Source organism: Leptospira soteropolitanensis (genome assembly GCF_026151655.1).
GTDB lineage: Bacteria > Spirochaetota > Leptospiria > Leptospirales > Leptospiraceae > Leptospira_A > Leptospira_A soteropolitanensis.
Genome location: NZ_JAMQPN010000004.1, coordinates 98491 through 110506, shown reverse-complemented (window position 1 = coordinate 110506; position 12016 = coordinate 98491). Strand labels below are relative to the sequence as shown.

The 12016-nt window shown below is 38.6% G+C and carries 10 protein-coding genes; 8 read left to right on the top strand and 2 right to left on the bottom strand.

Going from position 1 to position 12016, the window contains the following annotated elements; genetic code table 11:
- Positions 1-37: 37 nt before the first annotated feature.
- From ND811_RS10780 to lpxB, 8 genes are all read left to right on the top strand, one after another.
- Complete coding sequence (locus ND811_RS10780) at positions 38-1951, top strand: PAS domain-containing sensor histidine kinase (RefSeq protein ID WP_265352112.1); 1914 nt, start codon at positions 38-40, stop codon at positions 1949-1951.
- A 166-nt stretch (positions 1952-2117) separates the two neighbouring features.
- Complete coding sequence (sucC, locus tag ND811_RS10775) at positions 2118-3287, top strand: ADP-forming succinate--CoA ligase subunit beta (RefSeq protein ID WP_265352113.1); 1170 nt, start codon at positions 2118-2120, stop codon at positions 3285-3287.
- Positions 3288-3299: 12 nt separating this feature from the next.
- Entirely contained in the window at positions 3300-4190 is an 891-nt protein-coding gene (gene sucD, locus ND811_RS10770; protein WP_265352114.1) for a succinate--CoA ligase subunit alpha, read from the top strand.
- A gap of 56 nt (positions 4191-4246) precedes the next feature.
- Complete coding sequence (locus ND811_RS10765; protein ID WP_265352115.1) at positions 4247-5788, top strand: TolC family protein; 1542 nt, start codon at positions 4247-4249, stop codon at positions 5786-5788.
- A gap of 21 nt (positions 5789-5809) precedes the next feature.
- Complete coding sequence (locus ND811_RS10760; RefSeq protein ID WP_265352116.1) at positions 5810-7264, top strand: SH3 domain-containing protein; 1455 nt, start codon at positions 5810-5812, stop codon at positions 7262-7264.
- A gap of 11 nt (positions 7265-7275) precedes the next feature.
- Positions 7276-7506, top strand: a complete 231-nt coding sequence (locus ND811_RS10755) for an FmdB family zinc ribbon protein (protein ID WP_265352117.1) — start codon at positions 7276-7278, stop codon at positions 7504-7506.
- Between the two features lie 9 nt (positions 7507-7515).
- Positions 7516-8382 carry an LpxI family protein gene (locus ND811_RS10750; protein ID WP_265352118.1) on the top strand — a complete coding sequence of 289 codons (867 nt, stop codon included), beginning with the start codon at positions 7516-7518 and terminating at the stop codon, positions 8380-8382.
- Positions 8351-9562 carry a lipid-A-disaccharide synthase gene (lpxB, locus tag ND811_RS10745; protein WP_265352119.1) on the top strand — a complete coding sequence of 404 codons (1212 nt, stop codon included), beginning with the start codon at positions 8351-8353 and terminating at the stop codon, positions 9560-9562. The genes ND811_RS10750 and lpxB overlap by 32 nt, the downstream gene beginning before the upstream one ends.
- Here lpxB and ND811_RS10740 read toward each other — a convergent pair.
- The gene (locus tag ND811_RS10740) at positions 9536-9904 is read right to left on the bottom strand and encodes a hypothetical protein (protein WP_265352120.1); all 369 of its coding nucleotides are present in this window, start codon (positions 9902-9904) and stop codon (positions 9536-9538) included. The two genes, lpxB and ND811_RS10740, sit on opposite strands and share 27 nt — an antisense overlap.
- Positions 9889-12012, bottom strand: coding sequence for an LIC_12586 family protein (locus ND811_RS10735; protein WP_322113470.1), 2124 nt, complete (start codon positions 12010-12012; stop codon positions 9889-9891). The genes ND811_RS10740 and ND811_RS10735 overlap by 16 nt, the downstream gene beginning before the upstream one ends.
- Positions 12013-12016 lie beyond the last annotated feature (4 nt).

Genomic DNA, 12016 nt, shown 5'->3' with positions numbered 1-12016 from the left:
ATGAATTGTAGTTTTTCTACGCCGGACAAAGTAACTGATGGAATCGTACAAACAAAACATCCCGATATCCTTTGTCTCATTTGCCGAAAAACTCCCTTTTGGAGTATTCGTTTTCTCTTCTCCCACATCCCAATACAATCTAGACTGTGAATTAATTTATGCGAACCCTTTGGCAAAAGATTTGATCCCAAATCCGCACCAATTGAGAACTCCAATAAAGGTAAGAGATCTTTTCCCGAACTTAGAAAAGGAGGGAATACTTTCCCAGATTTTCACTGACTTATCTGATAAAATAAGTTCCCAATTTGATTTGAATGCCGAACTTTTATTGAACTCCCAATGTGACAAAAATAGAATTTACTCGCTTTTAACCAAGGAACTTAACGAAACACAATTTTATTTTTTAATCGAAGAGGTCACAGAACCATCGTTTGCTGAAAAAAACTTCCGCGAAAACGAATTCAAGTTAGACCATGTTTTAAAAACTATGATCAATGGGGTTGTAGTAACAAATTTGGAAGGACAAATTATTTATGCAAATGAAAGTGCTGCTAATATTCTTTCCTTAAGCATTGATAAAATTCAGAACAAATATTTTTCAGGTAAAGATTGGCGTCAGATTCGAGAAGACGGCTCGCCTCTTCCTGTTGATGAACTTCCATTAGCAATAGCTCTGGAAAAACAAAAAACAGTCTATAACTTCGAACATGGAATAGTCTCCGAAGGTGAAAAGGTCAAATGGTTAAGTATCAACGCAGCTCCCCTTTTTGACGAAACAGGAAAACTGGAAGGTGCTACCGCCAGTTTTCTTGATATTACAGAATTAAAAAACACGGAACACACAATTAAGTCCCAAAACAGAAAATTAAAGGCTATTCTCGATGCAATCGAGAGGTCTGCCATAGTGAGTGTCACAGACAAAAAAGGAATTATCAAAAGAGTAAACCAAAAGTTTATTCAAATTTCTGGTTATACAGAAAAGGAACTGGTAGGTTCCGATCATAAAAAACTCAATTCCAAATTTCATCCTAAAGAGTTTTGGGAAAAGATGTGGAAAGATATTCTTTCGGGACATCCTTGGGAGGGAGTCATCCGCAACCAATCCAAACTGGGAAATTTTTTCTGGTTACAAACCTTCATCCATCCTTTATACGATTCTAACGACTCTATTGAGTCTTTTTTATCGATACGATTTAATATTACAGAAGAAGTAGATGCATTAGAAAACACAAACCGCATGCTTCACTTTACTGGCATCCAAAATAGTAAACTTCAAAACTTTGCTTACATTGTTTCTCATAACATCCGGCAACATTCCTCCAACTTTACCTCTCTTATTGATTTATTAGAAGAAAGTCCGTCTGAGGAAGAAAGAAAAAACATCCTAAACATGTTACATGCCTCCTCAGACAAACTAAATGAAACGATTACTCATCTTAACGATATTATTTCGATCAACCAGATGTTAAACAAACCTATGGAAACTTGTTCTATAGAAGAAGAAATTCAAAAAACTTTATACATTCTAAAAGGTTCTATCGAATCGCGAAATATCAAAGTGTATTTGGATTTAGAAGAAAAGTTAGAGCTAAAAATCATTCCCGCTTATTTGGAAAGTATTCTTTTAAACTTGGTTTCCAACGCAATCAAGTATGTTCGTTTAAAAAATGGAGCGTTTATTCGAATCAGCGCCAAAAAGAAAAACTACCAAGTGCAATTGACCGTCGAAGACAATGGTCTTGGTATCAATTTAGAAAAACATGGAACAAAAATTTTTGGAATGTTTAAAACATTTCACAAAAACGAAGATGCTCGCGGCATTGGGCTTTTTATTACCAAATCACAAGTGGAAGTTCTTGGGGGAACCATCACGGTGGAGAGTACAGAAGGGATAGGCTCCACGTTCACTGTATTCCTTCCGGAAAATCCCAACCAGGTGATTCCCTTCTAACTCTATCTTTTGCTGAAAACTAAGGCATTTTTGGACCATACCTAAGCTTGAAGTTCCCAACTACAGAACGTACCATTCGGTCTTGACAATCTCCCCTGCCACGCGAGCCTTATCCTAGTGATCTGTGGGCCTTGCCTACAGACGTACCAATGACATAAGGAAATCCATGAAAGTCCACGAATACCAGGCCAAAGAAATCCTACGTAGACACAATGCCAACGTTCCCTTCGGAAAGGTCATCGACACAGTCGGTGAATTCGAAAAGGCATATAGCGAAGTTGTCCAAAAATCACCCGTTGTGGTGGTAAAAGCCCAAATCCACGCTGGTGGACGAGGAAAAGGTGGCGGGGTCAAAGTCGCAAAGACGAAAGATGACGCTAAAGCTGCAGCAGAAAAAATTCTCGGTATGCAACTCATCACTCCTCAGACCGGTCCAGAAGGTAAAAAAGTTCTGAAAGTTTATTTGGAACAAGGTCTTGAAATTGCAAAAGAATATTACCTCTCCATCCTACTTGATCGTGCTTTCCGTAAAACCATCATTATGGCATCTACGGAAGGGGGAATGGAAATCGAAGAAGTAGCAGAAACCCATCCAGAAAAAATCATCAAAATTCAGATTGATCCTGGTATTGGAATCCAAGGTTCTCAAGTGCGTGAACTCGCATTTGCATTAGGTATCCCTGCGGAAGCACAAAAGTCTTTTACAGCTCTTGTAAACTCAGTGTACAACGCATACATCAAAGAAGATGCAGCTCTTCTTGAAATTAACCCTCTTATCCTTACTAAACAAAACGAAATCGTTGCAGGTGACTGCAAGATGGACCTGGATGAAAACGCACTTTACCGTCATCCTGAAAACGAAGCTCTTCGTGATATTTCCGAAGAAGATCCTTATGAAGTAAAAGCGAAAGAATACAACCTAAACTATGTTAAGTTAGATGGTAACATCGGTTGTATGGTAAATGGTGCCGGTCTTGCAATGGCAACTATGGACATCGTAAAACTTGCTGGAGCAGAACCTGCTAACTTTTTGGACGTCGGAGGTGGAGCAAACCCTACTACAGTAGAAAACGGCTTTCGTCTCATCCTTTCTGATCCAAACGTAAAAGGAATTTTTGTAAACGTATTTGGTGGAATCGTTCGTTGTGACCGTGTGGCTGTTGGTATTATCGAAGCTACGAAAAAGGTAAACGTATCGGTACCAGTTGTAGTTCGATTGAAAGGAACCAATGCCGAAGAAGGGAAAAAAATCCTAAACGAATCCGGTATGAACATTGTTGGAGTAGAAGGACTCCGTGACGCGGCAGACAAAATTGTCTCCCTAATCAAAAAATAGGAACTATAAAACATGGCTGTATTAGTTGATGAAAACACAAGAGTAGTCGTCCAAGGGATCACCGGTAAGGAAGGATCCTTTCATGCGACTCAAATGTTGGAATATGGTACAAAAGTAGTAGCCGGAGTCACTCCTGGCAAAGGTGGCCAGATCTGGACTTCCGAAACAGGAAAAACAGCTCCGGTTCGTAACACCATCAAAGATGCAATGAAAGAAGACGGTGCCAATGCTGCCGTAATCTTTGTACCCCCTCCGTTTGCTGCGGATGCGATTTTGGAAGGAATTTTTGCTGAGATCCCACTTGTGGTTTGTATCACGGAAGGAATCCCTACTCACGATATGCTAAAAGTATACAGTGTACTTCGTAACTCCAAAACGAAACTGGTAGGACCAAACTGTCCTGGCGTGATCAACCCTCGTTACAATGTAAAGATGGGAATTATGCCTGGTTTTATCCACACTCCTGGTAATATCGGAATCGTTTCCCGTTCTGGTACTTTGACTTACGAATCCGTGGCGGCTCTCACAGCAGCGGGTCTTGGACAATCGACTTGTATCGGAATCGGGGGAGACCCAGTTCCAGGAATGAACCATACAGAAGCAGTTCGTCTTTTGAATGAAGATCCTGATACAGAAGGTATCGTAATGATTGGTGAAATCGGTGGAACTTCAGAAGAAGAAGCTGCTGCTTACATCAAAGCTCATGTCAAAAAACCAGTGGTTGGATTTATCGCAGGTCAAACAGCTCCTCCAGGAAAACGTATGGGCCATGCCGGTGCGATCATTTCCGGTGGAATGGGAACTGCCACTTCTAAAATTGCTGCAATGAAAGATGCTGGAGTCAGTATCTGCGCACATATTGGTGAAGTAGGTGAAAAAATGAAAGTGGCCCTTAAAAAATAAGGAAACTTTCAAAAAAAACGGCTATTCAAAGGAAATGGGGAGTCTGAATTAACAGTATGGAACAACGTTCATGGGTTTCAAGTACATTGATCCTCCTCGTTTCCGTAGGCCTTTTGGCTGCGGAATCTGGAGATAAGGGTTTTACTCTTAGTTTACAAGACGCAGTCAAATATGCCATTGATAACAATCGCGAGGTCATGCAGGCCCGTTTAGAGTTAGTCAAAGCAGATACAAACTTAATGAAGTTTGAGAGTAAATATTCTTGGCGTGCTCTATCCAAAGCGGAATTGGATGAAAAAAAATTCCCTTTCAACCAAAACAATATTTTTACGGGAACAAAAACCCAAACCAACACTTACAGTGCAGGACTCGAAAAACTTTTTACAACGGGAACCTACTTCAAACTAGAAGCAAAGTCACAACGTTTTGACTCAAACGCTTTTGAAGATCCGAACAAAACTCCGGCTGGATTTACAGCTCTTGGACTTCCTCCCTTATATACGGATACTCTTTCCGTTACAATTGCTCAGGATCTATTGAAAAATGCTTTCGGTGCCAACGAAAGGAATATGGAAAAAATCCTCGAGAATCAAACAGAGATTATGCGTGAACAAATGGAAGACCAAGTGGCAAACAAAGTTGTGGCCACCTTAGTTGACTATTGGAATTACTCTGTTAAAGAATCGGGATACCAAACATTCGAACAACTTTTAAAAAATACAAAGAATGTTCGCGACTTAACCATTCGCAAACAAGGACTTGGACTTTCTGAAAGTTTTGAAGTCAACCAATGGAACGCCCTCCTTTCTCAAGTAGAAGGACAAATGGCACAGGCTAGTGCCGAAAAAGAAGAAGCTCGTCGTAAACTCATTCGTTCCTTGAATTTGCCAGAAGATACCATCTTCCAAAAGACAACTCCTCTTTCAGAAACTCTTCCGAACAAATTGGATTACCAAGCTGACATTGATTATGCTTACAAACATAGAGCTGATTTTAAAGCTATTGCGCGAAAAAAAGAAAATGCAGAACTCTCTATGAAAACAGCAAAGAACGAAGCCCTTCCTTCTTTGAAAGCTGCCGGAACTTACGGATACCAAGCGCAAAATACCATCAGTCCTCAAAACAACTATTCAGATAATAGAGCTGGTGTATTTTCTTACCAATACCCAGTGATGCAAGGTTCCTTAGATCTTTCTTATCCGATCATGGACAAAGGTGTGAAAGCGGGAATTCGCGATGCAGAGATTCAAAAACGCCAAGTTTCATTGGAAGAAGCGGATCTTGTTAAAGCTGTTGCGGACGATGTGAAAACAAGAATTGATATATTAAAAGCATCTTTCCAAGTGATGGAAAATGCAAAACGCACAGAAGAAGAATCTAAAAAGTACTACAATGGGGTTTTGCGCTCTTTCCAACAAGGACGGTTCAACGCACTTGCAGTAAAAAATGCATTGGATACGCATGTGCAAGACCAGTTGTCTCTTGTTCGTGCAAAGGTAGATTTCAACATTAACTTACACAGATACTATGTTGCTAAAAATGCTTTGTTTGAAGAATACGGAGTGGAACGATCCAAACTCCTACCAGAAAATCTTTAAAAAAAAAACGGGAGATACCTTTTGATACGCTCCCGTGTATTTCTCGTAGTTAGTCTTCTTTTTCTCTTTATTGTTCTTATCACTTATGCCTTTGTCGACTTTCGAGATAGAGAGGACAAAGCGTATGATTTTTACCAATCTGAGTCTTATTTCAAAGTCCTTAACCTCTATCAGGAAAAAGAAATTCCTACAGGCGAATTAGAACTAACCCTCCTCTCCCAATCCATTTCTCAGTTAGAAAAAAAATTAAACGAAAAGGAAACAACCAAAGACCTTCTTGTTTATTTCCAAAAACGTTCGGGAACAAAACTTGTGGAATGGGAAACGACGAGAGGAACCTATTACCATATTGAAGATCCCTACCTTCCTAATTTGAAAAAACACGGGGATGGTTACAAAAGGGCTTTAATCACAAAAATTATCACCATATCCAAACCTATTCCTAAGTCTGAAGTCAAAAACCTACTCCTCAAACTCATTCTGGAAGATCCAAGGGGAATGGAGGAAAAGTATAGTCGAGCCTTATCGAATTTACTCAGTTTCCCTTTTGAATCCATAGGTGAAATTGAATCAGATTTTCTAAACCAGACTTTAAATTTTTTATCAAATAATTCTAACACCAACCTCTTTCACCAAACAGCAATACTACGAGGAAAAAATGTAAATCTACGTAGTGGGCCTGGCCGCGAAAACGCAGAAGTCGGTAAAATCAGTGAACCAGACAGAGCATTTTGTTTGGAGGAAGATCCGACACCTGAAAACATTGCCGGAAACTCAGGGCATTGGAAACGCTGTTACTTTCCCAACCTTCAAAAGTCAGCTTGGATCTTTTCCGGTTTTTTGACCGAAGTTCCACCCGATTTCGATCTGATTGCGGAGTTTGAAAAACGATTTAAGTCTGTAGACAATGAGATTCGAATCGATTTCGAAGGTTGGAATGGAAACCAAATTCCAACTACTTTTTTTGGAAACTATATATCCCGCGATCCTATCCGCATTTCAGGAGAAACAGGATTTCCCATTTATGGATTCTCAAAAAAAACAAAGGCAGTCGAGAGAATTTGCAAAAAACTTTCCGGTGACAAAAACTATTTCGAGTTTTCTTTTCAACCGACAGACTCAGAAACCCCAATACCATTTTTGGAATTACATTTAAACTACGATAACAAAGAACATCTTGCCTATTCATTATCCATAGATAAAGAATCCATTTGGGTAAATAAAAATCGATATGTCCTCGACGGCGAAAAAAGGAGAGAAAACCTGTCCTTACACATTGAATCCCGAGAAGGAGACAAATGGAACGCGAGCCTTTGGAGGCGAAACACAGGACTCATTCAATCGATTCGCTCCTTTGCTTTGGATGAATCGGCGCTGAACTCGCGAAGATATTCCTGGGAGATTTGTTTACCTTTAGCAAAAGAACCAAACAGGGAAAATGTTATACTCTTTGAAATTAGAACAGGAATCCATTAGAGGAGGAAACTATGGCTACCTATGACTACCATTGTAATACATGTGGAAAAGACTTTGAACACGTTCAGTCAATGAAAGATGATGCACTCACCCATTGCCTATGTGGTAAAAATGGATCTGTCGAAAGACGAATTTCTGCCAGTGCTGGAATCATCTTTAAAGGATCTGGATTCTATGTAACCGATTATAAAAAAGATAGTTCTGCTCCGTCTTCTGGAAGTACGGATTCAGGAACAACTTAAGGTTTTTCTTTGGCACCCAAAGGCCGATTAGCCATTATTGCGGGAGGTGGGGAGTTACCTCATATTGGAATGTCAGAAGCACTGGCTGCCGGTGAGGATCCCCTATTTCTAGGATTAATTGAATCAGATTTTTCACCCAGAGAACATAGCGCACGTACGATTCCAGTCCACATCACCCAAGTGGGAAAAATTCTAAAAACAATTCAAAAGGAAAAGATCACAAGAATTTTAATGCTTGGAAAAGTCCGTAAAGATCTCCTCTTCCAAAAACTCAAATTTGATTTAAAAGCTCTTGCCATCCTTGCGCGAACCATCAATAGAAATGACTATCCTATTTTTTTGGCCATTGCCGATGAATTCGAAGCAATGGGGGTAAAGGTTATCTCTCAAAAGATCTATTTACAATCCCTCCTTCTACCAGAAGGCAGATACACTCCTAAAAAATTCAGTAACCAAGAATTAAAAGACATCGACTTTGGAATGTTTTATGCCGAAAAAATGGCAGATTTGGATATTGGACAAATGGTAGTAGTTTGTGACGAGTCAGTGATTGCTGTAGAAGCAGTGGAAGGAACAGATGAGACCATCAAACGTGGAGGAGCATATACCAAAAAAAAAGGCGATGCTATTGTTTGTAAAAGCCCCAAAGCCAAACAAGACAATCGTTTTGACCTTCCTACCATAGGAATACACACCTTTCAGGTAATGCTTGAGAGTGGATGTAAAACTCTCTGCATTCGCGAGGGGGAGACCTTAGTGGTGGATCCCAAATCAGTCATTGAATTTGCAACAAAACATAAATTAAACTTTTGTGTAGTCGGAAAAAGCGGAAGTAAGGGTCTCAATGGTAACCAAAAAAAAATCCCATCTACATGAGTCTGACAAAAATATATTGGTCATTGCAGGCGAACACTCCGGCGATTTACTAGGTGCAGATCTTTTACATGAGTTGTCAGTATTAGAACCTGATTACAAATTCTACGGAATTGGTGGTGAAGGCATGATAGACCAAGGACTTGATTCTCTTGAAGAATTGGAGAATTTGAGTGTCATCGGATTTTCGGAAGCGATAAAAAAATATAGTTTCTTAAAGAAAGTTTTTTATCGGGTTTTAGAAGAGACAACCCATAGACCAACAAAACTTGCCATTTTAATTGATTATCCAGGGTTTAATCTACGTTTGGCGAAAGAATTAAAAGAACGTGGGATCCCTACTGTATTTTATGTTTCTCCGCAAATCTGGGCATGGAAATTCAATCGGATCTATTTTATCAAAGAGCAGATTGCGTTAATGCTTACCCTCTTCCGATTTGAAGAAGAAATTTATACCGAATATGGTGTGAATGCGAAATTTGTGGGCCATCCCATCACCAAACGAATTCCAGAAAAACTAAAAAAAGAACCTGTCATCACAGAGAAACTTCCGGATTCCCACCACGGTTATACAGTGGGACTTCTACCTGGTTCCAGAAAGGGTGAAATCCATAGACTCATTGATCCAATCCTTGGAACGGCTGCACTCCTACACGAACAGTGTAAACTCGAGAAAAAGAAAATAGTTTTTCTCCTTCCGAATATCAATGCAAAAGAAGAATCCTTTCTTTTAGAAAAAATCGATGCCATAAAACAAATCCATCCCGACATCCAAATCCATTATCTTTGGAATGCCTCTCTTCGTGTGATGGAAACTAGTGACCTCCTCCTCATTGCCTCGGGAACAGCAACATTAGAGGGACTATATTTTGAAACGCCAATGGTGATTCTTTATAAAGTAAGTTTATTTACTTACTTTTTGGGATCATTACTGATGAAATCCAAATTCATTGGTCTTGCCAATATTTTATCGGGTGAAGAAGTGTGCCGAGAAATCACTCAAAACGAATGCCAACCGAAATATATATTTCAGGAGGCATGGAAGATTCTTTCTAATTCGAAACTGAAGAATAAAATAAAAGGAATTTTAAGGGATGCAAAAGAAAGAGAACTAGGAACGACAAATGCTTCTAAAAAGGCAGCTAAGGAAATCCAGTCACTCCTTAGATCCTTTCCGAATTAATCGGACCACACGATTTTCCCAAGTTCCAATCCAAGACTTGGGTTTTAAGTCAGAATACAAAAAATAACCTTTGATACTCTCCTCATCATTCGGTCGTAAACGAATTCCCACGGAATCCAATTCCAAACTCAATACGTTTTCCCCATTCCACAGAACTTTGTTTTCTTCAGGTAAAATATTTAAGGAGTGGATTTGGTTTTCCCATTCAAGGCTCCATTCACCACCAAACGCAGGTAATTTGGATGTCTCAGGGGCAATATCTGCAGGATTTTTAGATTCCTTACATTGAATCAAAAAAATTAAAATAACAAGAAAGCTAAAACAAATTACTTGATAACGCATTTATTTTCCTCTTCAGTAAAACTAAAACTTCCTCTAGATTCCCCTACAACCCCATAGGTAGTAAACGAATAGTTACCATTTTTGTTATTCCCATAACCTTTCAAGTCAATGGAATCACTAGATACAACTAAATTGGAAATATAATCCATATCCGAATAACGACTTAAATCAAATTCCACTTGGAATGGTTTTTTTAGTGGATCCAAGTTCATTTCTAATTTGGAAACTAAATCGGCTTCTTTTAAACTGACTCCAAACAGTTTCAAAGAATACGATGTACGAGCATCTTTATGTAAGCTATAATAATCACTTCCAATGCTGTTAAAACTATAATCCAAATTAACATGTGTAGGCTTAATTTCCATACCACAAAAATTCATCCAAGGATCTGACCACGGGTATTCATTTAAAACTAAACTAAAACCGAAATTTGGAGTTTTACTCGCAAAATAGGAAACCAAAGACACCTTGGAACCGGAAGTTCCAAGGTTCAAATTTAGATTCATCCTTCCATCTTTAACAACAAGGATTCCTTTTGATTCACCGAGAGAATTCGATCCGTCAAATGGAAAAAAATTAGAGATCTGAATTCCAAAATCTAAGTTCATCGACTCCAAAAAGTATTTATAAATTTTCTTTTGGTAAAAATACTCTTCGGGAATCAACTTCTCTTGTCTTTCCCTAATTTCTTCTAAGGTTTCCTTTTTCCAATCCTCGTATAAAGGTTTCCATTCACTTCCTGTTAGATCAGGTGTTTGGAAAATTAGTTTTGTTTTGGAATTCATTGGATAATAGTAAGATCCGTCCGCTTTTTTGGAACGACTCCAAGAACTCATACCTTGTCCTGAAAGATGCGATGGTTTCCCAAACAGCAACGAATCAAAGTTAAAACTCCATTCGTTACCTTCTGTAAATTTCAAAGATAAATTTCCTTTTTCTAACTGTAAAAGTTTGGAATCCCACTCAATTTCTGATCCACGAATATCCGCTCGAAGCGAAAACCATTTATTTTTGTCACCGGATTCTAAAAGATCCAAATTCCCATTGAAAACACCAGACAAGGGAAGAGAAAAATTACCAGATAAATCGGAAATCCTTTCTGCGATATTTTCAAGTGATTCAATTTGGAATTCAAAATGACGGTCTAACAACGGTTCCTTGGCATTTAGCGTTTTTACAGAAGTTTTGATTCTGAAGTCTGTCCCCAAAAATTCCCGTTCTTCTTTGTTAGGAGTGAATAAAAAAACTTCACGAAATCGGAATCCATCAAGAATGTAATCTTCAAAAAAAGGAATTGGGATAAAGGAATTTTCAAATTCAACATCTCCACTCGCTGTAAATCCAGAGACCGGATCGCGAAAAATTTTTCCTTCTCCCGAAAGAACAGCAGAATGGACATTGGAACCAAATAGATAATTAGTGAGAATTATAGCTTCTTCAGACGGATAATTTTTCCATTTAAACTCAAATTGAAATTCATCCAAACTTGATTCAGAAAACTCACCTTCCCCTTTGATTCGCGTAGTATTGGGAATCCAAAACCAACCATTGTTATAGGAGAGATATAATTTTTTGTTTTTCCGTTTTAGAACAATGTCCCAACCTTCTTTCCAGTCGACCAAAGTGGAATCGTTTTGTTTTACCGTAAGTCTTGCATCATGGAATCGAATGTCTTTTAGTTTGTTTTTTTGCGCATATTCGATCAATTGATTTCTTAAACTAACATTTTCATTTAATACAAGATGAGGGCTATAAAAATCAATTTGTTCCACTGTGGGAGACTCTTTGAAATAACTGGATAGTCTAAAGGTAACTTTTTTTACCTTCAACATATGGTCGTTAAAGGAAAAATCTTCTTCATTGGAAACAACAAGGTCTTCGATGATAAGCCCTTCACGAAGAGAAAAATCAAAGACCCCAATGTCAACAGCTTTGCCAAGTTCTTTGTTTATGGTATAGGAAACTACTTTCCTGAGTTGTACAAGGGGAATGCGAAAGTTTCGGAGATAATATTCCAAACCGTAATAGCCGAGAAGGAAAACAAAAAAAATGAAACCTAGGGCCAAAAACGAAAATAGAACCCGCTTGTTTTCGCGGATTCTATTGATTTGG